Annotated in this window: 21 protein-coding genes and 1 pseudogene; 12 read left to right on the forward strand and 10 right to left on the reverse strand. The window is 63.2% G+C overall.

Going from position 1 to position 22,508, the window contains the following annotated elements; translation table 11 throughout:
- The first annotated feature begins 92 nt into the window (after positions 1-92).
- Positions 93-1,436: a UbiD family decarboxylase gene (locus P9220_RS25200; RefSeq protein ID WP_309768576.1), complete on the forward strand. Its 1,344-nt coding sequence runs from the start codon at positions 93-95 to the stop codon at positions 1,434-1,436.
- A complete protein-coding gene (locus P9220_RS25205; protein ID WP_404980242.1) occupies positions 1,436-2,014 on the forward strand; it encodes a UbiX family flavin prenyltransferase in 579 nt (192 codons plus the stop codon). The genes P9220_RS25200 and P9220_RS25205 overlap by 1 nt, the downstream gene beginning before the upstream one ends.
- Positions 2,015-2,082: 68 nt before the next feature.
- Here P9220_RS25205 and P9220_RS25210 read toward each other — a convergent pair whose 3' ends face one another.
- The 6 genes from P9220_RS25210 to P9220_RS25235 form a co-directional block, all read right to left on the reverse strand.
- Positions 2,083-3,000, reverse strand: a complete 918-nt coding sequence (locus P9220_RS25210; protein ID WP_309768578.1) for an ABC transporter permease subunit — start codon at positions 2,998-3,000, stop codon at positions 2,083-2,085.
- Entirely contained in the window at positions 2,997-3,779 is a 783-nt protein-coding gene (locus tag P9220_RS25215; RefSeq protein WP_309768927.1) for an ATP-binding cassette domain-containing protein, read from the reverse strand. Before P9220_RS25215 ends, P9220_RS25210 begins: the two co-directional genes overlap by 4 nt.
- Positions 3,780-3,829: 50 nt before the next feature.
- A complete protein-coding gene (locus P9220_RS25220; protein ID WP_309768579.1) occupies positions 3,830-4,843 on the reverse strand; it encodes an ABC transporter substrate-binding protein in 1,014 nt (337 codons plus the stop codon).
- A gap of 145 nt (positions 4,844-4,988) precedes the next feature.
- Complete coding sequence (locus P9220_RS25225; protein WP_309768580.1) at positions 4,989-6,371, reverse strand: NAD(P)/FAD-dependent oxidoreductase; 1,383 nt, start codon at positions 6,369-6,371, stop codon at positions 4,989-4,991.
- Between the two features lie 19 nt (positions 6,372-6,390).
- Positions 6,391-8,064, reverse strand: coding sequence for a thiamine pyrophosphate-dependent enzyme (locus P9220_RS25230; RefSeq protein ID WP_309768581.1), 1,674 nt, complete (start codon positions 8,062-8,064; stop codon positions 6,391-6,393).
- Positions 8,065-8,107: 43 nt separating this feature from the next.
- Positions 8,108-9,256: a porin gene (locus P9220_RS25235; RefSeq protein ID WP_309768582.1), complete on the reverse strand. Its 1,149-nt coding sequence runs from the start codon at positions 9,254-9,256 to the stop codon at positions 8,108-8,110.
- 370 nt (positions 9,257-9,626) lie between these two features.
- Here P9220_RS25235 and P9220_RS25240 point away from each other — a divergent pair, with 370 nt between their 5' ends.
- The 8 genes and pseudogenes from P9220_RS25240 (at position 9,627) to P9220_RS25275 (ending at position 15,844) form a co-directional block, all read left to right on the forward strand.
- Entirely contained in the window at positions 9,627-10,619 is a 993-nt protein-coding gene (locus tag P9220_RS25240) for an ABC transporter substrate-binding protein (RefSeq protein WP_309768583.1), read from the forward strand.
- The gene (locus tag P9220_RS25245) at positions 10,619-11,407 is read left to right on the forward strand and encodes an aspartate/glutamate racemase family protein (RefSeq protein WP_309768584.1); all 789 of its coding nucleotides are present in this window, start codon (positions 10,619-10,621) and stop codon (positions 11,405-11,407) included. Before P9220_RS25240 ends, P9220_RS25245 begins: the two co-directional genes overlap by 1 nt.
- Before the next feature lie 130 nt (positions 11,408-11,537).
- Entirely contained in the window at positions 11,538-11,891 is a 354-nt protein-coding gene (locus tag P9220_RS25250) for a hypothetical protein (RefSeq protein ID WP_309768585.1), read from the forward strand.
- Positions 11,892-11,911: 20 nt separating this feature from the next.
- Positions 11,912-12,325, forward strand: a pseudogene (locus tag P9220_RS25255) (LysR family transcriptional regulator); the annotation flags it as partial.
- Between the two features lie 59 nt (positions 12,326-12,384).
- Positions 12,385-13,571 (forward strand): IS3 family transposase gene (locus tag P9220_RS25260; RefSeq protein WP_309766881.1). Its coding sequence is split into 2 segments (ribosomal slippage): positions 12,385-12,679 and positions 12,679-13,571, totalling 1,188 coding nucleotides; the frame shifts between segments, so codons are not numbered across the junction.
- A gap of 10 nt (positions 13,572-13,581) precedes the next feature.
- Positions 13,582-14,100: a LysR substrate-binding domain-containing protein gene (locus P9220_RS25265; RefSeq protein WP_309768928.1), complete on the forward strand. Its 519-nt coding sequence runs from the start codon at positions 13,582-13,584 to the stop codon at positions 14,098-14,100.
- 662 nt (positions 14,101-14,762) lie between these two features.
- Positions 14,763-15,227, forward strand: coding sequence for a GNAT family N-acetyltransferase (locus P9220_RS25270; RefSeq protein ID WP_309768586.1), 465 nt, complete (start codon positions 14,763-14,765; stop codon positions 15,225-15,227).
- A complete protein-coding gene (locus P9220_RS25275; RefSeq protein ID WP_309768587.1) occupies positions 15,224-15,844 on the forward strand; it encodes an NAD(P)H-dependent oxidoreductase in 621 nt (206 codons plus the stop codon). The genes P9220_RS25270 and P9220_RS25275 overlap by 4 nt, the downstream gene beginning before the upstream one ends.
- Here the strand turns inward: P9220_RS25275 and P9220_RS25280 are convergent.
- Positions 15,841-17,307 (reverse strand): PLP-dependent aminotransferase family protein, encoded by a 1,467-nt coding sequence (locus tag P9220_RS25280; protein WP_309768588.1) that lies wholly within the window; start codon positions 17,305-17,307, stop codon positions 15,841-15,843. The two genes, P9220_RS25275 and P9220_RS25280, sit on opposite strands and share 4 nt — an antisense overlap.
- A gap of 102 nt (positions 17,308-17,409) precedes the next feature.
- On the opposite strand from P9220_RS25280, the gene P9220_RS25285 reads away from it, so the two are divergent.
- Both P9220_RS25285 and P9220_RS25290 read left to right on the forward strand, forming a co-directional pair.
- Positions 17,410-18,177, forward strand: a complete 768-nt coding sequence (locus tag P9220_RS25285; RefSeq protein ID WP_309768589.1) for an NAD(P)H-binding protein — start codon at positions 17,410-17,412, stop codon at positions 18,175-18,177.
- 192 nt (positions 18,178-18,369) lie between these two features.
- A complete protein-coding gene (locus P9220_RS25290; protein WP_309768590.1) occupies positions 18,370-18,816 on the forward strand; it encodes a carboxymuconolactone decarboxylase family protein in 447 nt (148 codons plus the stop codon).
- 561 nt (positions 18,817-19,377) lie between these two features.
- Here P9220_RS25290 and P9220_RS25295 read toward each other — a convergent pair.
- From P9220_RS25295 to P9220_RS25305, 3 genes are read right to left on the reverse strand one after another with little or no spacing between them, the layout of a single operon-like run.
- Positions 19,378-20,877 (reverse strand): FGGY family carbohydrate kinase, encoded by a 1,500-nt coding sequence (locus P9220_RS25295; protein ID WP_309768591.1) that lies wholly within the window; start codon positions 20,875-20,877, stop codon positions 19,378-19,380.
- A gap of 11 nt (positions 20,878-20,888) precedes the next feature.
- Entirely contained in the window at positions 20,889-21,860 is a 972-nt protein-coding gene (locus P9220_RS25300) for a shikimate dehydrogenase (protein WP_309768592.1), read from the reverse strand.
- The gene (locus tag P9220_RS25305) at positions 21,857-22,507 is read right to left on the reverse strand and encodes a glucose-6-phosphate isomerase (RefSeq protein WP_309768593.1); all 651 of its coding nucleotides are present in this window, start codon (positions 22,505-22,507) and stop codon (positions 21,857-21,859) included. The genes P9220_RS25300 and P9220_RS25305 overlap by 4 nt, the downstream gene beginning before the upstream one ends.
- Position 22,508 lies beyond the last annotated feature (1 nt).

A 22,508-nucleotide genomic window follows, 5' to 3' on the forward strand; every position in this document is an offset into this window, starting at 1 on the left:
CTTCTTTGCGCATCCCGGCAAAAAATGCCGCGGGTATAAGAAAGCCACAGGCGCGCAGTCCGCGCTCATCCCTCGTCATGCCTTCTTTCACGATGAAACACTACCTCTCCCGGCTGCGCGCACGCGGCGACTTGCTGACCGTCACGCGCGAAGTCGATCCGCGCTTCGAAGCCGCCGCCGTCGCGCGACGCCTGCAGCGCGAAACAACGAAGCCCGTGCTCTTCGAAAACGTCCGCGGCAGCAAGCTGCCCGTGCTGCTCAATCTCTATAGCGATCACGACCGTCTGCGCGAAATTATCCGCTGCGCGCCGGAAGAGACGTTCTGCGCGCGTCTGGATCGCGAGATAACGCTTGCATCGACTCTCGACAACACTGTCGAACATGTGCCGATGCCATCGGACTGGATCACCGGCAAGCTGTCCGACCTGCCGATCCTCACGTATCACGAACGCGACGGCGCGCCGTACATTACCTCGGGCATCTTTCTCGCAAAGGACCCGGATACTGGCGTGCCGAACCTCTCGTTCCATCGCTCGATGGTCGTCTCCGACGACGAACTGCGCATTCGCCTCGGCAGCAGTCACGACCTCGCGCAGTACCAGTTGCGAGCGGAAGCGCGCGGCGAGGCGCTCGAAGCCGCCATTCTGATCAGCGCGGCGCCCGAGCTGTTCATCAGCGCGTGCGTGTCGCTGCCGCCGGAAGGCGACGAACTCGCGCTCGCCGCGGCCATTCGCGGCGGCCCGCTCGCGATGCGCCGCGCGCTTACCGTCGACCTCGACATTCCGGTGGCCGCCGAGATCGTCATCGAAGGCCGTATCCTGCCGAACGAGCGGCGTCCCGAAGGTCCGTTCGGCGAATTCATGGGCTATTACGTCGAAGTCGGCGACAACCATGTGTTCGAAGTCACGCATGTCGGCTGGCGTGAAGGCGCGGTGTTTCATGGCCTCATTTGCGGGTCCGACGAAGACCTGCGACCGCTCGAAGCGGCAACGGCCGCACGCATCTACAAGACGATATCGGCGCAGGTGCGCGGCGTGCTGGACGTCACGTGCAAGCCCACGGTGATGAATACGATCATCAAGATCGACAAGCAATACGACGGCCATGCGCAACACGCGCTCCTCGCCGCGCTCGGCTCGCATCTCGACTACAACAAGCTGTGCATCGTCGTGGACAAGGACATCGACATCTACGACATGGACGAGGTAATCTGGGCGTTCCTCACACGCGGGCGCGCGGACACGCGCACGATGGTCATCGAAAACGTGCCTGGCTTCTATCGCGATGCCCACAAGGATCACTGGGGACGTCTCGCCATCGATGCGACGAAGCCCTGGGGCCGCGAAGCGGAGTTCGATCGCAAGTCGATTCCGGGCGTCGATACGCTCGTGCTCGAAGACTATCTGCCGCAAGCCGTCGCGCGGGCGTTGCGATGATGGCGCAACGCCCACGCCGTATCGTCGTTGCGATCACGGGCGCGACGGGCGCCGCCTATGGCGTGCGTCTGCTCGCGGCGCTGCGCGAACGCGCGGTGGAAACGCATCTCGTCGTCTCGCGCGCCGGATGGCTTACGCTGCATGACGAGATGGCGCTCGATCGCAACGCGATGCGTGCGCGCGCCGACCAGTGGCACGAGCCGAACGAGATCGGCGCGACGCTCGCGAGCGGATCGTTCCAGCATGACGGCATGGTCATCGCGCCGTGCTCGATGAAGACGCTCGCGGCCATCGCGCACGGTCTCGACGACAACCTCGTCACGCGCGCAGCCGATGTCACACTGAAGGAGCGGCGCAAGCTCGTGCTGCTCGCGCGTGAAACGCCGCTCACGCTCGCGCATCTGAACAACATGACGCTCGTGACGCAGATGGGCGGGGTAGTCATGCCTCCGCTGCCGTCGTTTTATGCAAAGCCTGGCAGCATCGACGAACTGGTCGATTACACGGTGCAGCGCGTGATCGATCAGTTCGGCCTCAACGACGACCACGCCTACGCACGCTGGCAAGGCTTGCGCTGATCGAGGCGCAATGCACAAGGGCCGCTCGAATCTCCCGGGCGGCCCTTCTTTCTCGAGCGTTCGCAGCGTCAGACCTTCGCGCCCACCGGCTCGAGCTTTTTCTTCGACGCGCCGCGCTTCTTGCGCGTCGCCATCGACAGCAAAGTGCCGAGCACGAACAGCGCCGTCACGAGTTTGAGGTCAGATGGCTGGAACCCGAGCGCGAGCACGACGGAGATCAACTGGAAGTAGATGATCGAGCCAATGACCGGCGCGATCACCTGCCGCGTCATCGAGCGATTGCCGATCACCGCTTCGCCGAGCAGCAGCGCAGCGAGTCCGTTCACGAGCACGCCGAAGCCCATATTCACGTCGGCGAAACCCTGGTTCTGCGCGAGCATCGCACCGCCCATCGCGGCAAACAGGTTCGCCAGGCCGAGACCGACGAGTGTGTACACCTTCACGTTGATGCCCTGCGCCTTCGCCATCGACGCGCTAGATCCGATCGCGCGCATCGCGAGTCCATGCTCAGTGCCGAGGAACCACAATACGCACGCGGCTATCGCCACGTCGATCACGCCGAGCATCGCGATACGCGGCAGATAGCCGCCGCCATCGCCGGGAAGCCATGAGAACACGCTGGGAAACGCGAACAGCGCGGCATTCGGCTGGCCCATCACGCGGATATCGATCGAGTAGAGCATCGACAACACGAGAATGCCGCACAGGAGCGTGTTGACCTTCGCCTTCTCGTGGATATAGCCGGTGACAATTCCCGCGAGAAAGCCCGCCAGCGCGCCGCCGAGCAGGGCCATCACCGGATTGAGGCCGAGCATCAGCAGCTTCGCGCACACGCACGCGCCGAACGGAAACGCGCCCTCGCCCGTCATGTCGGCGAAGTTGAGGATGCGAAACGGGATCATGATCGCAATCGCGATCAACGCATAGGTCAACCCTTGCATCAGGCCGACCGGGACCAGATCGACAAAACCACTCAGGAAGTTCATGCGTTCACCGTCACGGCCGTCGCCGGCTCCTCGTTGAAGTAGGCCATCAGCTTCTCGATGGTCATCGCGCGCTTCGCGTCGCCGGACAAATCGCCGACGATGCGTCCGTCGCGCATCATGATCAGGCGATTGCCGAAGTCGATGGCGTGCTGCATGTTGTGCGTGACCATCATCGTCGTGAGGCTCTGCTCGCGCACGACCTGCTCGGTCACGCGCATTACGATGGCCGCCGTGCGCGGATCGAGCGCGGCCGTGTGTTCGTCCAGCAGCAGCAGTTCGGGGCGCTGCAGCACGGCCATCAACAGCGACAATGCCTGACGCTGGCCACCCGACAGCAGTGACGCCTTCGTCTTCAGGCGCTTTTCAAGCCCGAGGTCGAACGACGCCATGCGGTCGCAGAATTCCTTCGACAACGCGCTCGTGAGCCCCAGCCCGAACGATCGCTTGAGGCCGCGCCGGTTCGCCACCGCGAGGTTCTCTTCGAGGCTTAGCGCCGCAGCGGTTCCGACCGACGGGTCCTGGAACACCCGGGCGATATGCCTTGCGCGCTTGTGCGTGGGCAGCGGCGTCACATCGCGTCCGTCGATCACAATCGCGCCGCTGTGGGGCGTGACTTCCCCTGCAAGCAGATTGAGGAACGTCGACTTGCCCGCGCCGTTGCCGCCCACCACGACAGCGAAGTCGCCGGCGAACAGCTTGAGCGATACATCCGACAACGCGATGCGCTCATCCACGGTGCCGGGGTGAAATGTCTTGCAGATCTTCTCCGCCGACAGCATGGGAATGTGGCGCTCGCGCATCGTCGTTACCTTGGCCCGATTGCGTCCGTTCAGTTGATGAAGCATTTGCAGTCCTCGAAAGCGGCGGGCACCGTCAACCCCAGCGCCTGATACTGGCTCTTGCTGATCTGCGTGACGTAGTCCGATTGCGTCGGCAATACGGGCGGCAGCGCCGATGTCTTCTCGCCCTTCAGCACGCGGCCCGCGAGCTTCGCGGCATTCGCACCGACCGATTCCAGCGACACTGCATACGACGCGGTCGCCATGCCCTTCTTGATGAACTCGGTCTCCGAGCTCAGGACCGGAATCTTGAGGCGCTGCATGCTCGCGGCGACGGCGGGGATGGCCGACTGCACGAGATTGGATCCGGTGATGTACACGAAGCCCACGCCTTTCAAGAGTTGCGCGCGCTGCGTGATGTCGTTGACCGTATCGACGCTGACGGCCTTGAACGTGAGCCCCGCGCGCTCGGCCGCGGCTTCGAGCGCCTTCGTCGTCACGACGTCGTTCGCTTCGCCGGGGTTGTAGAGCGTGCCGAACGACTTCACACCGGGGAACGCCTTCTTCGCGAAGGCGAGCACGGCATCGAAATCCTGCAGGTCCGACGATCCCGTGAAGCGGTCGCCGCCCTGCTTCCAGCCCGGCACGAGGCCAGCCGCGACCGGGTCGGTCACTTCGGTGAAGACGAGCGGCGTCTTCGCATCGGGCACCGCCGAGCGCGCCACCTGCGAGACCGAAGTCGTCACCGTGAGAATAAGCGCGGGATGCTTCGCGGCGATCTGCGAGAACATCTGCGGCATCAGGGCCTGCGTGAAGTTGGCGTCGCTGTAGACGTAGCTGACGTTCTTGCCTTCGACATAGCCTTCCTTCGCCATCTGCTGCTTGAAGCCGTCGATGGTCTTTTCGAGCGACGGATGCGGCCCGAGGTTGGCAATGCCGATGACGGTCTGGTCCGCCGCGGCCGGCAGCGCGGTCACGGCGAATACGGCCGCGCAGATCGCGCCCAGTGCTGTCGACAACGTGCGGTTCGTCGAGCGTGCGCTCGTGCTGAAGCGTTCTTTCATGTTGTGTTCCGGGTATCGGGTTCGGCGCTCCGCGACGGGAGCGGACGGCGGCTCGGCGATATTTTTATCACCGTTGTTTTGCGCGACATTAAAGCGAGCGGTGCAATTGCCGTTTGGCTACAACTCGCGCCGCTTTGCCTATATTTCAGGCGGCCACGCGCGGCACGGCAGCGCGCATGCGTTCGACGAGAATCCGCGCGGCGCGCTCGCCGCTCGCGCAGGCGCCCGTCAGCAGCGCTTGCGACAGCCAGTCGCCGCAATACACGACAGGCGCCGCGCGCGCTTCCGAATAGTCATCCGCCCGTTGCTCCTGCCAGCGCCAGAACTGGTTCACGCGCGCGCCGTAGCCCGGCGAAAACACCGGCAGCTTGCGCGCTATCCACTGATTCGCAACCGCCACCACATGCCGGTCGAAGCCGGGAATGCGGGCGCGCAATTCATCGCGAATAAGGACATCGAGTTCATGTTCGACGCCGCGCTGCACGGCTTCACTGGCGGCTTCCGGCGTGAGTTGGCAGTAAATCTGCGTAAGCGGCCGGCCGTTCGCGGGCGCAGCGGGCAACTGCTGATACGTGGCGATGCGTCCGGGCAGGCCGCGCATTGCGAACTGCATCATCGGCGGCAGCGGCTTTGCAAAACCGTAATGGACGACGCCGAGCGAGTTGTAGCGCACGGCATCGAGCATCCGGCGTTCGGCTTGCGTGGGTTCATCGACGATTGCTTTTGCCAGCGACCCCTCGACCGCGCACACCGCATAGTCGGCGCGAAACAGCTCGCCGTTTTGCAGCGCGAGTTCGACGCCGTCGGCATGACGCCTGATCTTGCGCACCGGCAAGCCGGTCCGCAAATCCAGTTGCGCTGCGAGCGCGTGGCAGACGCGGCCCATGCCACCTTTCAGCGTATTCACCGTGCTCTGCCCGACCATATGCGGCACCGTCGATACATAGAACAGCGCGGACAGATCTTCCGGATTGAAGCTGCGCGTCGCCCGGAAGACCGGCTCGATCATGCGCGTAAGCACGTTCGGTCCTAGCGTCTCGCGGATATACGCGGCAAGCGTCATGTCGTCGAGGCGCGCATCGACGGCAAGCGCGCTCGTCGCCCAGTCGGGATCGACCTGCTTCTTCGCACGCAGCATCGCGATGGCGTGAGCCACGAGGCGCACGCGTTCGCCGGCGCCAAGGCCGGGCGTCGCCAGGGAGCGCGGCGACGGCATCAGTTCGATGGTGTGCTCGCCCTGCGGCGACTTGCACTGCGCGGTCAGCCGATGCAGCGGCACGAGGGCGTCGTGCATCGCGAGGTCATCGACGAGACGGTTGAACGCCTGCCCGAACGGATAGACGAGGCGCGCGCCGCTGTTGTAGACGAGATCGCCGGTGCGCCGGTCGCCCATGCGTCCGCCGACGACGCCCGCTGCATCGAACACCGTCACGCGCACGCCCGCCTGCTTCAGCCGGTAAGCGGCCGTGAGTCCCGCGATGCCCGCGCCGACCACGGCGACGTGCCTGCCGGATAGAGAGTGATTCATCGTTTGCCTTGAAGTGCCGTCAATCGACGGGCCGGGTGACAGTGGAAGGAACGCGCAATTCGATCAGCGACACGCCGCCCGATGCCCACGCCCGCTGCAACGCCGGCGCGAAGGCTTCGGTGGTATCGACCGATTCGCCGCGCGCGCCGAACGACTGCGCGAAAGCGGCGAAGTCGATGACGCCGAGCGCCGTGCCCGTCGTGCGGTCGAACAGCCGCCGCTGCGCGTTGCCGATCGCGCCGTAAGCGCGGTTGTTCACCACGATCACGAGCAGGTTCAGGCCGAGGCGCACGGCGGTTTCGAGTTCTTCGGCGTGCATCATGAAGCAGCCGTCGCCCGCGATAGCGACCACGCGCCGCGCCGGATCGAGCAACGCGGCGCCGATAGCGGCGGACAGGCCGTAGCCCATCGCTCCGCTTTTCGGGCCGAGTTGCGTGGCGGGCCGGCGATGCCGCAGATACCGCTGCGGCCACAGCGCATAGGCGCCCGCGCCGGACGCGACGAGCGCATTGCGGGGCAAGGCGGCATCGAGCGATTCAAATACCGCGCGCAGATCGAGCGGACCGGAACATCGTCCGCTTCCAACGAACGCGATGCGGTCTGCTCGCGCTGCGCGAACCCATGCGATGCGTTCATCGCCCGGAGCGGGCGCATCGGCGGCAGCGGCCCAAGCGCCGACGAAGGCGTCGGCATCGGCGGGAATCGCGAGGTCCGCGCGATACGCAGCGTTGAGCTCGCTTGCATCGGCATGAATATGCACCAGCACGTTCGCCTGGCGCGGCGGCGTCCATAGCGTGAAGCCGCTGAACGCTCCCGCGCCGACCGTGTTGAGCTCGCCGAGACGCGCATTCAACGCGATGATGCAATCGGCTTCACCGATGCGCGCCGCCAGCGCGCGATCGATACCGAGGCCTATCTCGCCCGCGAAGTTCGGATCGTCGTGATCGATCAGATCCCGTCGCCGGTACGTCGTCGCGATAGGCAAGCCGTGCGCGCGGGCGAGCGCCGTCAGCGTCTTCAGCGACGCGGCTTGCCAGCCGGTTCCCCCGACGATCAGGAGCGGCCGCCGCGCCTCGGCCAGCAGCGTCGCGAAGCGCGCGAGATCATGCGATGCGGGCGCGGCGGCGATGGCCGCCGGACGGGGCAGGTCGGCGACATCGGCCATCTCGCGCGACACGTCTTCCGGCAGCACGAGCACGACCGGCCCGCGACGGCCCGACATCGCGACATGCCACGCCCGCGCGAGCATTTCCGGAATGCGCAACGCCGATTCGATCAGCCCCACCCACTTCGTCAGCGGGCCGAACACTTGATGAAAATGCCCGACGCCGAGCATGGCCTCGCGCTCGGAGCACTGCATGTCCGCCTGACCGACGATCATCACGAGCGGCGCGCTGTCGGTATGCGCGGTGTGGATCGCGAGCGTCGTGTTCAACGCGCCCGGCGCGCGGGCCGCGAGGCACACGGCGGGCTGGCCGCTCAACTGGCCGATGGCCTGCGCTGCGTAGGCCATGCCGGCTTCGTGCCGGAAGCTCGCAAGACGGATCGCGGGCGCGCGCACGGCGAGGGCATCGACGAGTTCCAGAATGCCTTCGCCGGGAATGAACGTCACCACAGGCACGTCGAACCGGCGCAACGCGTCGGCAAAGATCGCGGCCCCGCTGCGACGCGCTGGCGAAAAGGTGTCAGGCAAGGAAGCGTCTCCGGAGAGGGTCGCGGCGGTATCGCTCATTCGATCAGAAACGGTGGAAGATGCCCGCCGTCACCGCGAGCTGGCGCTTGCTCGTCGATGCCCCGCCGCTGCTCGCATATTCGATGTTCGCGTGCTGCGCATCGCCGGCGGCGAGCTGAAAGATGGCGTCGAGATAGAGCGCGGTGCGCTTCGACAGGAAGTAGTTGTTAAACAGCGAGAACTGATGATACTTGGGAGAAAAATCCGTGGGTTGCACCTTTCCCAACGTGTACGTGTAGTCGAACGAGAGCTGATACGCCGGCGTGATGTACCGGCTCACGTTCGCCTCGATGTTGGTGTAGCCCGCGCGTCCGTTGGCGAGGCCCAGTTCGGCGACGCCGAGATCGTCGTATCGGCTATGCGTGACGACGAGACCGAAGGTCGTCTGTCCCGCTACGAACGATCCCCCCGCGCCGTAGATTTCCATGCTCGATGGCGAGACCGCGAGCGCGAGGGTCGGCGATTCGGGCGATATCGACGCGAATAGCGCCGTGTTCCACAGCCCTTCGCTCGATGCAATCGCCGGATGGTTCATGTGCATGTACGCCGCCGACAAGGTCACCGGGCCGTTTGCATAGTTCAGGCCGAAGCTGAATGCGCTCTGGTTCCCGAAGCTGCCGGCGACGCCGCCGAAGCTGTACATCGCCGCACCCTGCAAGCCGCGATAGTTCGGCGACACGTACTTCACCGCGTTGTTGGTGCGGAACTGGAAGTTGAAGTTGTTGTTGTCGCCGACGGTCGCGGCATAGCCGTTCCACATGTACGCCGCCGAATACTGCGCGAGCCAGTCCTGCGTCACGTCGTATTGGCGGCCGAAAGTGATCGTGCCGTAGTCTTTCGATTGCAGACCCACGAAAGCCTGACGGCCGAACTCGCGGCCACCCTGTGCCGATCTTCCCGAGTTCGGATCAAAACCTCCTTCGAGCTGGAACACTGTGCTCAAGCCCCCGCCCAGATTTTCGACGCCGCGCATGCCCCAGCGGCTTGGACCATTGGCCGTCGACAGCGACGCTCCGGCGAGCGAATTGTTCGTGTAGATGAGGCCTTCCATCAGCACGCCGTACAGCGTGACGCTGTTGTCGGCGGGCGAAGTTTGCGCGTGTGCGGCGGTGGCCGCTGCAAGCAGCAGCACGGTAGAGCAAATTCGTTTCATGTTCTTGTCTCGTTCAGGCGGCGTTGAGCGTCGTGAGGTCGGGGCGTTGCAAGCAGCGCTAGTGCATGGCTGGATGCCACGCCACGCAGACTAAAAACCGCCGCTCGAACCGGCAATCCGATAAAAAAACTTAGAACCGAAATCCTCCATTTGAGGCTCGCTTGACTCACGCTTGCCCTCGACGCTTCATCGAACGTGCGTGAAATCCCCCATACGCACGCTTCGTACGTGCATCTTCCGTGCGATGCGCCGGGCAATGCGAGGACACGCGGCCAATTACATAGGCAATCGGGTTTGTTTATTTTGTCGGCTCGCTCATGCGGGCCTTCGTTCGCACAATCGCAAGCAGCCAACTCTTCGGGCATCCAGCATGCGTTCTCTTTCTGACTTGACGGGCAAGCTGTGCGGACTCGCGCTCTCGGTGGCATTGCTGCACACGGGTAGTGCCTGCGCACAGGCGCGCACCGTGATCGGCATTGCGAACTTCGGACCGCACCCCGCGCTTTCGCGCACCATCGCCGGATTCAAGGACGAAATGGCGAAGCAAGGCTATATCGAAGGCAGCAACACCGAATACGTCTATAGCGATGCGAACTTCACGCCGGGCCTCGTGCCGCAGTCGCTCGCGCAGATCGTCGCGAAACATCCCGCTGTGATCCTCACGGTGACGACGCCGGTTGCGCAGGCATCGGTGCGCAATGTGCCGGACCGCTCGATCCCGCTCATTTTCGCGCAGGTGACAAATCCGGTCGCCGCCGGTCTCGTGCCGGACTGGGCGCATGGCAGCGATCGCATCGTCGGCACGGCGACGGTCACCGATTACGATGCCGTGCTCGCCTTCGCGAAACGCGTGTTTCCCGACGCGACATCGTTCGGGGTACTGTACAACGCGGGCGAAGTGAACGACGTGGAAGCGGTGGCGAGTCTCAAGGCTGCCGCTGCGCGCGCGAAGCTGACCATGATCGCGACATCGGTCGATGCGACCATCGACGTGCCGCAGCGCGCCGCCGCCATGAAGGGCGTCGGCTTTTTCTACGCGATCGGATCGAACCTCGTGCAATCGGCGCTGCCCGCGCTTGCGTCAGTGACTGATCGCATGAAGGCGCCGATTTTGAGCGCGGAGCACGAACTCATCAAGAAGGGCAATCTCGTTGCGGTGGCGTATGCGCCGTCCTACGAATCGCAAGGCGCGCACGCTGCCGATCTCGCAGTGCAGATGCTGCATGGCGCGAAGCCGTCCGCGCTGGCGGTCTATCGGCCACAGGCTCAGGACTATGTCGCGATCATCAATCGGGCGAAGATGGCGGCGCTTGGTCTTCCGATCGCGCCCTCACTTGCCGATTGCAAATGCTTCATTAACTGATGAAGCCGGCGCGCACACGCACCGTGCATGGCGTGAGCATCGGCATCCTGATGCTCGATACCGGCTTCGCGCGCTTGCCCGGCGATATCGGCCATGGCGCAACGTGGCGCTTTCCCGTCCAATACGCGCTTATGGAAGGCGTGACCGGCCCGATGGTGATGGCGGCCGCCGCGGGCGACCGGCGCGCGGCGGCCCCCCTCATCGACCGTTTCGTCGATGCCGCCAACCGACTCGCGCGTCTTGGCGTCGATGGCGTTGCGACCAGCTGCGGTTTTCTTGCCGCGTTCCAGGAGGACATTGCGGCACGCTGCGTGGTGCCCGTCGCTACATCGAGCCTGCTGCAGATTGCGCTCGCGGCGAGCGTGCTGCCGGGCAATCAGCGTGTGGGCGTGCTGACCGCGAAGTCGTCGGCATTGACGGCGTCGCACCTCGTCGCCGCGCACGCCGACCCGACGACGCCCGTCGTCGGCTTGCCCGAAACTTCACGCTTCTTTGAAAACCAGATGAATGATGCGGCGCACGTGAGCTTCGATGAACAGGCGCAGGACGTGCTCGATTGCGCAGCCCGATTGCTTCAGCAGCATCCTGAAGTGGGCGCGATCGTCAGCGAGTGCGCCAACTTCGCGCCCTATTCGGCATTGATCGCTGAGCGTTTTGGCGTGCCAGTATTTGATATCGTCAGCCTGATCGACTGGTTTCATGCGGGACTGCGGCCACGTGAGTTCGGACGGCCAACCGCTATCCGCAGTGATTCGCCGATGCAGGCCAGCGGCTTTGATGAGCAATAACCGACACCATCACGCTTATCTGACCAGACCTCGTTGAAGGTCGCGCCTGAAGGGCAGGCTTCGCGCACCACCAAATTCAGCATTCCGATTCTCGCGAACAGGCGCGCAGTGGAGACGATGTACAACCGCTATGGTTGATCTCTCCGTGCACATCTTCTCGGACGACACCGTTTGGTGTGTGGATCAGGGTTCACTGAACGCCACAGCCTTCCCGTACGTCAATAAGACGCTCGACCGAGGCGCTCAAAAGCTGGTCCGGCTCGATCCCGACTCCGGACGCGTGCTCGATGTCCTGCGCTTCGACGACGCCATCCTGCCCATCGGCGCTCAACTGAACGATCTGCGTTTTCACGGTTCGACGATGTATCTGACCGACTCGGGCCTGGGCGGACTGATCGTGCACGACCTGTCGAACGGCAAGACCCTCCGGAGGCTCTCTGCAGATCTATACGTGTCTTCCCTGTACTATCCGTCAAATTCATAAATAATATGGACGGTATAAACGTGGCGGATTTCAATAAGGTCGACCTTAACTTGCTTCGCGTGTTTCAAGCGGTTCTCGAAGAGCGGAGCCTGACTCATGCAGGCAAGCGCTTGGGCCTCTCGTAGCCGGCCACGAGCTACGCATTGGGACGGCTTCGCGCAATGTTTGATGACCCGTTATTCGTGCGCACGCCGGAAGGCATGTTGCCGACCTCCGTAGCACAGCGGCTGAAGGATCCAATTGGCCGGGCCCTTGCGGCTGCAAGGGAGGCGTTGCGTCACGGTGAACCGTTCGATCCTGCGACCAGTACGCGCGAATTCCGCGTGTCGATGTCGGATGTTGGAGAGCAGGCTTTCCTTCCATCCATTTGCGAAAAACTTCAACAGGTCGCGCCGCGCGTTCGGATCGCAGCCGAAGCAGTTCCTGTCACTGACCATGCCTCGATTTCACGTACAGCAGGAATTTGCTAATTTCTGTTTGTACGGAGGTTTTAATGTCAGAGAAGCTAGTGCCAAAGCGGCAGTACACGGACGAGTTCAAGGTCGAGGCCATTAGGCTTGCCGAATCAGTCGGGCAGCACGAAGCCGCGCGTAGGCTTGGAGTGCCCGTGGCAACCTTGGGCAATTGGAGTCGACGCAGTCGCGCTGCTCAACGTATCGGCGAGGTCGACAGTCACGAAGTGAAGAGCACGCGACCGACGCGCCCGGTCAACGAACTGGAGGCGGAGAACAGCCGCCTTCGCAAAGAGCTCGCCAGTGCGCGACTTGATATCGAGATCCTTCGAAAAGCGACGGCGTACTTCGTGAAGGGGTCGCGGTGAAGTACGCATGGATCGACGAGCACCGCGACCAGTACAGTGTTACTCGGCTGTGTCACATCCTGACGGTGTCGCGCAGCGGATATTGCCAGTGGCGTAAGCGCGGGCCAAGTCAGCGAGCGCAGGCCAACGCCGCGCTTGATCGGGAGGTGGCAGCGATTCATCGCGCCAGTCGCGGCAGCTACGGCCGTCCTCGGATCGTAAGGCAATTAAGGATCCAGGGCCAGCCGGCCAGCGCTGAGCGTGTACGCCGTAGCCTGCAACGCTTAGAGCTGCGGCCGGTCTATAAACGCCCGTATCGGGTGACGACGGATTCGACACACCGCTTACCGGTGGCTCCCAACCTGCTTGATCGTCGTTTTGACGGCTGGCAGCCCGATCAGGCTTGGGTCAGCGACATCACCTTCATCAGGACCGGCGAAGGTTGGTTATACCTAGCTGCCATTCTGGATCTGGCAAGCCGACGCATCGTAGGCTGGTCAATGTCAGAGCGCATCAACGCGGAACTGGTCTGCCAGGCACTGCGCGGCGCGTGCTGGCACCGTAAGCCCCCGCCAGGGTTGTTGTTACATTCCGATCGCGGAAGTCAATATGCAAGTCGGGCGTACCGAAAACTGGCCGCCGACTTCAAGATGAACGTTTCGATGAGCCGTCGCGCTAATGCATGGGACAACGCGCCAATGGAAAGCTTCTTCAAAACCCTGAAAGTCGAGCGAATCTATCAGGTTCGCTACGAAACCCGCGCTCAGGCTCGTCTGGATATCGTCGACTGGATTGAGGGCTACTACAATCGACAACGCCTGCACACCTCTATCGATTTCTCCACTCCCGTCGATTACGAGGCTAGGATGATCGCTGCATAATTTGCTGTACGTGGAAAGGAGGCAGGGTCACACTGAAGTTGAAGAACGCATGCGGCTCGGGCAGCTCGATTTCGCCATCGGGAACCTGCCATCGCTGAAGACGACAACGGAGCACGCGCTGCTGTTCAAAGATGAGTACGCTTGCATGACCCGCAAGCGGCCCGGCATGCCGGCCAGGCGACTTACTGCGGAACAGTTCCAGCAAATGTCTCACGTCGCAGTCGCATCGTTGGATCGGAGTCACGTGTTGATCGAGGAGTCTTTGCGGCTCGGCGGACTGTATCGCCGCATTGCGCTGCGCGTGTCCCACTTCAACGTAACGCCGGAGATACTCTTGCGCACCGACTGGATGGTAACCCTGCCTCGCGGCGTCGCCGACATCTTCAACGACGCGAATCAATTCGCGGTGTACCCGCCGCCCATTGACCTGCCGCATTTTGAATCGACGATTCACTGGCATGAGCTCTACGGGTCGGACGAAGGCAACCAATGGTTCCGCAAGCTGTTATTGGAGACTTTGCGACGATGAGCCAGCGGGTGTTGATTTGCGCCCGGAACCGACCGTGACTCTTAGTGGAAATAGGTTAGTTTTTTCGCCCCTATCTATCGACCGCAACGGCAACCGGCGTTGGAATGTTGGCGGCGATCTCCGTCGCCGTCGCGACGCCGTTCTCCAATGGCGCAAAGCAGAGGTCGCCGGTCCTCTTTGTATTCTCGGTCCGAGCGTCCCGGTTAGCGACCTGTTCAATTTCGTTCATCTGCGCCTCTCGGCCACCCAGGCTCGATTCATCTTTCTGTGCCGGTGACCCAACGGCCGCAAACGGACGTGCAACAGTCGTTCGGGCGACTGCTAGGCGGGCATGACGAGCGTCTGCAACTGGCCGGACTGCGCCAGCTCAATGCGATGGATCGCGCTACACACACCATCGTGCAGTTTGGGTGAGCCGTCGCCATCGGCGCACCCTGGATGCCCCGTCCACCGCTCGGACGAGGGATGCGAACAGGTGATTCTCTCTGACCTCGCAACGAGGGGCCGGCCGCGTTGAAGTTTTCATTGACCACCCGGTAGTCGTCGCAATAGACAACGCATTACCAGTCGATCCGATGGACTAGTCCGTGACACGATTTTTGGCCCTTATGACTAAGTCATCGCTCCGATATCGTGTGTGTCATGAACTGTGGAGAACGCCAATGAACATACCGCCCGAATTCCAGCATCTTGATTCGCCCGACGAATGGGCCGAAGCCTTTCCAATCATGCAGGAACTGCGTCCGCATCTGCGAGACGCCACCTGCTTCGCTGCACAGGTCCGGCGTCAGCATGAAGAACACTATCGCCTGTTGGCCGCTCGCGACGCATCGGGCGCCATCCTCGGCCTCGCCGGCTATCGTCTGCAGATGAATACGCTGTACGGTCGTTTCCTCTATGTCGACGACCTCATTGTTACCGCGCGGCAGCAACGCAGCGGCATCGGTGCGGGGCTGCTCGACCAGGTCCGCGACATCGCGCATCGTTCTGATTGCGCGCATCTCGTACTCGATACCGGCCTGCACATGCCGTTCGCGCAGCGCTTTTACTTCCGCAACGGCCTGCTTGCAAAAGGCATGCATTTCGTCGAGTCGCTTCAGCCGATCCACAAGGAGGCCGCGCAATGAAGGTGCTGTTCATTAATGCCAGCCCGCATCGCGAAGCCAGCCACGGCTATCAGCTTGCGCTCGACATGATCAGGAAGCTCGGCGCACGCGCGCAAAGCCACATGGTTAGCCGGGACCTTGCCGCATATCCTTTGCCGCCGCTCACCAGCGACTACGCGCGCGCCATCACGTCGCGCGAGCCGGATGAGCGCCATTTCGAACTTTCCGAACAACTGATCCGCGAGATCGAAACCACGGACGTGCTCATCATCAACACGCCGATGCACAACTTCACGGTGCCCGCCGCGCTCAAGCTGTGGATCGATTACGTGTTGCGCATTCATCGCACCTTCGCCAGCACGCCGGAAGGAAAGGTGGGACTGTTGCGCGATCGGCCGGCATTCGTCATCGTCGGCTCGGGTGGTCATCACAGCGGCGAGCATGCGTTACAGCGCGATTTCCTCTCGCCGTATCTGCGTTATGCGCTCGGTTGCATCGGCGTAACGAATGTGCATTTTCTGCTGCTGCAAGGTCTCGTGCGCGGCGAGGCAGCCGTGACCGAAGCAATGAAGGCGGCGCGCGAAGCGCTCGCGCAACACGATCTCTTCAACACTCAGAACGCCACCGTGACGCTCTAGCCGTCATACGCGCGCCGCAACTGGCGCACGAGCCGCGTCGCTTCGGCTTCGTCCGCAACGTTCGCGAAGCCGAGCACCACGCCGCGCAAGGTGCGCTTCGTGCGCGCGCCGATATGCCACGACGACAGCGCGCTCACCGCCAGCCCGGCTTCCTGCGCACGCGCGGCAATGGCGAGATCGTCGACGGGGACGCCGCTGACGTTGTTGAACAGCATCACGAGATGCATGCCGCCCGACGGCCGCTCGATGCGTACCTTCTCCCCGAACGCTTTTTCCAATGCCCGGGCGCAGACCTCGCGGCGCTCCGCGTAGAGCGCGCGCATGCGCTTCAGATGCCGCGCAAAATGCCCTTGTGCGATGAAGTCCGCGACGGCCGCCTGCAACAGGTAAGGCGGTCCGGCGTTCATGCTCGTCGTGAGTTGCGCGAAGCGTGCAATGGCCCGCTCGGGAACGACCACATAAGACAGCCGCAGCCCGGGAAACAAGACCTTGCTGAAGGTGCCGCAGTAGATCACGCGGTCGTCGACATCGAGGCTCTTCAGCGCGGGCAGCGGTCGCCCGGCGTAACGAAACTCACTGTCATAGTCGTCCTCGACGATCCAGCTTCCCGTGCGTCCCGCCCAGTCGAGCAGCTTCATGCGCCGCGCCAGCGAAAGCGTCGCGCCGAGCGGACTTTGATGCGACGGCGTCACGATGGCGAAGCGCGCGTGCGGCGCGTGCGCCTGCCCGGCATCGACGTCGATCCCGTCGTGATCTACCGGCACCGGCGCGAGCTTCAGCCCCGCCTGATTGAGAAAGTCGCGCGCCAGAAAATAGCCCGGCTCTTCGAACCAGGCGCTGTCGTTCGGTTTCGCAAGACTGCGCAGAATGAGTTCAAGCGACGCGCGATAACCGCTCGTCACGAACACCTGTTCTGGCTCGCACTCGACACCACGCGACAGGCCCAGATAAGTCGCAACGCGTTCGCGAAGCGGCCCGAAGCCGGCGGGGTCGGGATAAGTGAGCGAGGCTAAATCTACGCTGCGCGCCCGATGCGCGATGATGCGGCTCCACACTTTGCGCGGAAAAGCATCCAGCGCGGGCAATCCGGGACGCAGCGGGCGGGCTTCATGGCCGAGTCCTATTGCCGGTGCCGGTTTCGCGCGCGGCACATCTGCGCATTCTCGTACCCGAGGCGCTGCCGAGTTCACAACCGATGCCGGCAGCGACGACGACACAAAAGTGCCCGCCGCGCCGCGCATCTGGAGATAGCCCTCGTCGACGAGTATGTCGTAGGCCGTTTCCACCGTGCCGCGCGCCGTGTTGAGCTGCGTGGCAAGCGCGCGCAGTGCGGGAACGCGGTCGCCGGGCTTGAGGTGTCTCGCCCCGATCGCGGCCTTGAAGCGCTCGCAGATCTGCAAATAGATCGGCAGTGTCTGGCGCCGGTCGATATCGATCTTCAGTGCGTGTTGCGGATTCCGCATGCGTGATCCTTGGACTAGTCAGATCGACGATTCTTGTCCCTTCTAACCAAGACATGATTCTCACACAATGATTTCACTTTCACCAATTGAACGAGGTGTGTCATGAAGATCGTCGTCATCGGAGGGACCGGGCTGATCGGTGCGAAGGCTGTGGCCTTGTTGCGCGAGAAGGGACATGAGGCGGTCGCCGCATCGCCGAGCACGGGCGTCAACGCGATCACCGGCGCGGGCCTGGACGACGCACTGCGCGGCGCGCATGCCGTGATCGACGTGACCAATCCGCCGACGTACGAAGGCGATGCCGTTACGTGTTTCTTCCGCGAGGCGACGCGCAATCTCCTTGAGGCCGAGCGCAAAGCGGGCGTGCAGCACCATGTGGCGCTGTCGATCGTCGGCGTGGATCGGATGGAGGGCAATGCATACTTCGCGGCGAAGTGCGTGCAGGAACGGCTGATTGCGGCATCGCCCGTGCCTTATTCGATCGTGCGTGCCACGCAGTTCATGGAGTTTCTCGGCACCATCGCCGATCTGAGCACCGCCGAGGGCAATGTGCGTCTTTCAGCGCATCAGTTCCAGCCCATCGCCGCCGACGATGTCGCGGCCATCATCGTGGAGATCGCCCTGGGCGTGCCGCTCGACGGCATCGTGGATATCGCCGGTCCCGAGCGCGGCGCAATGCATGCGTTCATCGGCACCTATCTGCGCGCTACGCGTGACGCGCGCAGGGTGGTCGCCGACGACAACGCAACCTACTTCGGCGGCTCGATGGCCGAAAATTCGCTCGTGCCGACAGGCCAGATGCGGCAGGGCCGCATGAGTCTCGGCGACTGGCTGGATCGCACACGTCTGACGAATACGGCAACGGCCTGATGCGTCACTGACGTTCACGACTTGATTTGAAACGTGCGCGACCATGCGGCGCTGTCGGACGGCTTCGCCAGCAGGAAAACTCCGCTCAGCATCGCCGGCGTAACGTCACAAGCCGTGCGCAAAGGTGAAGTAACCGACCTGCGCCTGTAAGCGCAGGAGACATTTTCAACGGACAAAAGGTAAAGGACGAAGATGACCCGCTTGAACTGGCACGAGATCGCCCCGGACGGCGCAAAGGCGCTTCTGGGTGTCCATCACTATGTGACGAGAAGCACCAACCTGCCCGAGGAGCTTATTCATCTTGTGTTCCTCCGCGTTTCCCAGATCAATGGATGCGCTCATTGCATCGACAAGCATAGTCGTGATCTCAGAAAGACGATGTCCATCGACAAGATCGCGCTGGTACCGGTGTGGGACGAGGTCTCGCACCTGTTCTCCGATCAGGAGCGCGCAGCTCTCGCCTGGGCCAAAGAGGTGACGCGCGTCAGCGAAACGCACGCTTCGGATGAAGCCTATGCAGCGGCCTCAGCGGCATTCGCGCCGAAGGATCTCGTCGACCTCACGATAACGATTGCCGCGATGAACGCTTTTAACCGTCTCGGTGCGCCATTCCGACTCCCGGTCGCTGCCAAGGCTTGAGCTCATTGCGGCGTCTGACGGCGCGTGTCGGACAAGATCCGTGCAATGTCTTTACGCGAACGGAGATATTTCAATGCTTCGCCTGCTACTAAAGATGCATCTGTTCGACTCTAGTTGGTGTGGAAGGGCCTTGCAGATCCGGGATGTAAAAGTGAGGCTTGCGTTTTTGTAATTCAAAGCGAGGTCTACGACGCCGAAGTCGATCGAACCCAGATGACGGGTATCGCCCGGGAACGGTCAAAGAAACAACGGATGACGACGGGCCGAAGAGGGTCGGGAGTTCACATTGGCGGACGGCGTGACCGGTCATTCGAGACAGGCTGACGTGCGAACGGCCGGAAAGCGGCGGTCAGCCGCCTGAACAAAGCCGATGCTCGAATGACCGCAACGGTCGATAACCACCCCTTCACGCATGACAATCACTCGCCCGGCGCCCTACGTCTGGACAACGCTTACCGCTGCCGCGATCCCCTCCCCGTTGAAGCAAGCCGTGCCCCGACAAGCCCCCCTAACCGGCTATCCCCCGCCCCCGCCACACACCCTCACCGATCCCCCGTCCACCTACTCCACCCCCAACCCATCCAACTCGTCATAAATCTCCTGCGCCCCCGCATAAACCCGCTCGAAGATCGGCATCATGCGATCGTACCTGTCGCTCGCGCACTCGTCCGGCTGCACTTCACCGTCGAACCTGACGAACGCGCTGACCGCATCCGAAAGCCGCGCAAACTGCCCATATGCAGTGGCCGCGAGGACAGCGCAGCCCAACACGCCGCACTCCACTTCGGCAGGAACGAGAATCGGCGTGCGATACATGCTTGCCTTGATCGCGAGCCACAGCGCCGCCCTCGCCCCGCCGCTCGCCGCCACGATCCGCTCGATCCCGCCGCCTTCCGGCCGAAGCAGCGCAATCTGACGCCGCACCGCAAAAGCCACGCCCTCCAGCACAGCGCGATGCAGATGCCCCAGCCCATGCTTCGCCGTGATGCCGAAAAACTGCGCGCGCGAATTGGCGTGGTCGCCAAGACGCTCGCCCGTCAGGTACGGCAGAAAGAAGAGGCCATCGGAACCGACGGGCGCGCTCGCCGCCTTCTCCGTGATGACATCGTAGGACAAGGCATTCTCATGAAATGCGCGCCTCGCCCAGCGCATCGCATCGCCGCCGGAATCGAGCAGCATGAAGCGGCCCCACGAGCCGTCGCATGTGACGAGATTGGAGACATCGGGATGCAGCATCGGCGTATCGGCGATCACCGTGATGATCGACGACGTCCCCGTGATATCCGACGCCAGCCCCGGCGCATGAACGCCCGAGCCGAGCACCGATACCGGATAATCCGCGCCGCCGACGAGCACCGGCGTACCCTCGCGCAAGCCGGTCTCCCTCGCCGCACCCTGCGTCACGCCGCCCAGTATTTCGTTCGGCGCGCGAATCGGCGCGAGCTTCGAGACATCGAGGCCGAACGCGTCGAATAGCGGCCGGGACCACGTGCGGGTCGATGCATCCATCAGAAAGCTGGTCGATGCATCGCTCCAGTCGCATGCACGCTCGCCCGTCAGCCGGAAGTTCACGTAGTCCTTCGGCATGAACACGGTCGCCGCGCGCTCGAATGCGACCGGATCGTTCGCCCTGATCCACTGCAGCTTGAACGCGGGCCACGCAGGCGTCGCGGGATTCGCGGTCTGCCTCGCATGCGACGCGTAATCGGCCCGCGCGCGAAACGCCGCCACTTCGGCGCTCGTGCGCTTGTCGTTCCAGAGCGGCGCGGTGTCGCGCGTCAGGTTTCCATCCGCATCGATCAGAACCGTGCCGTGCATCTGGCCGCACGCGCACACGGCAACCACGCGCGCCGCCGCGCCCGGAACGCTCGCGAGCACTTCGCGGATGGAACGCGCCGCGCCCGACCACCAGTCGGCGGGACGCTGCTCCGACCAGCCATAACGCGGCACGATCTGTTCATGCTCGTGCGCGGCAATGCCCCTCACGACGCCGCGCGCATCCACGAGCGCGGCACGCACGCTGCCCGTGCCGACATCGATCGCCAGGTAGAAGCTGTCCATCGGCCACCGCGTCAGGCGGCGCCTGCGCGCGGCGCGGGCTTGCCGGCATCGGCGGCAATGCGGCAGAGCGCCTCGAAAGCCGGTCCGCGCGTCGGAATATCGACGTGAAAAACTTCCGCCATCACGCGCGTCCAGCCATAAATGAAGTAAGTCCAGCCGTCCTCGACCTGCAAGCGCTTCCGATCCTGCTGTGTCCGCGCCTGATCCAGAAACACCAGTTCGCCGCGATAGTTGAGCTCCCATACGATCGCGCGTTCGGGAAACACGGCCGCCTGCGTGAGCGGCGAGCCGGGCGCGTCCTTGCCGAGTCCCGTCGCGTTGATGACGAGCGCGCCCGGCGAAAGGCGCGTCATCACGCGATCGTTGTCCCCGGATTGCGAGACGAGTATGTACTCGCATGGCACGCCGAGGTCCAGCTCACGATGAATGCGCTCGATCTCTTCCAACCGCTCGCGCGACGGGTCCGACACGATCACGCTCGCAGGCCGGTCCGCGCCGCGATCCTTCTGCATCAGATGCCACGTGATCGCAATGGCCGATCCGCCCGCGCCCATCACGAACACTTCGGCAGCCGACGCGGAAAAGTGCTGCGCGGGCAGGAAACCATCGAGCGCGAAGCCCGCCGTGATCGGGTCCTTCGCGTGGCAGACGAACCTGCCATCGCGCTTCGACAGGCAACTGGTTTCGCCCATCGTCCGCGCGTATTCGTCGATGTCATCGAAAAGGTCGTGGCACGCGGCGTAGAGATCGATCTTGTGCGTCGTGACCAGCGCGCCGAGAGAAAGCGGATCGTCGCGCAGGAAGCGCACCGCCTCGCGATACTTCGCGGCATCCGCATGCGGCGCGAAGTCCATGCCCTTTATCTCGACGTCGCCCAGACCGAGATGCCTGGCCCACTCGGGAAACACACGCATGATCGAACTTTGCGCGGTCGTCACGCCGATGAACCAGAACGTGGGCTTGCCTGCCGCTTCGTAGGTCATCGTGCGCGCTCCGTCCGTGCCAGCAGTTCGGCGATTTGCGCCTCATCGCGCGCCACGTACGCCGGATTCGTCTCGCTGCGATAGCCGCCGTCGCCATCGTCGACAATGCGCAGCTTCATGCCGTTGGCGCGCTCGATGATCGCGTAATCCTGCCCGGCATCCGCGGGATAGCAGAACAGCATCACGAAGTCATCGGCGCCCAGATTGACTGACCGGTGAATCCATCGAGGCGGCACGTAGCACACCGTATGCGCCGCGATGTCGACGATGCGCGTATCGCCATCGGGCGATTCCATCAGCATGAGCCCGCGCCCCTTGAGCCCGAAGTACAGCTCGGGCCTGTCGATGTTCGCGTGAATGTGCCCGCGCGTCATGAAGAACTCGTCGCCCACTTTGCCGGGGGTCATGCGCGTGACACCCGTGATCAGATCGCCGGGCGCATCGCTCGGGCGATGATCCGTCACGTCGTACACGATGTCATCGCCGTGCGTTGCAACGAGCGCGGCGAAGGCTTCGGCATCGGCGTACAGGCCCTGGAGGTCCTTCAGGCGCTTCTGATAGCGCGTGCCCGTGCCTTCCATCAAGCCGCTCGACAGATCGACGTTGAACGCGCGCGGCTCGGGCCAGTTCGAAACGGATGGCTTCATC

Origin of the sequence: Caballeronia sp. LZ016, assembly GCF_031450805.1 — a bacterium.
In the GTDB taxonomy this organism is placed as follows: domain Bacteria; phylum Pseudomonadota; class Gammaproteobacteria; order Burkholderiales; family Burkholderiaceae; genus Caballeronia.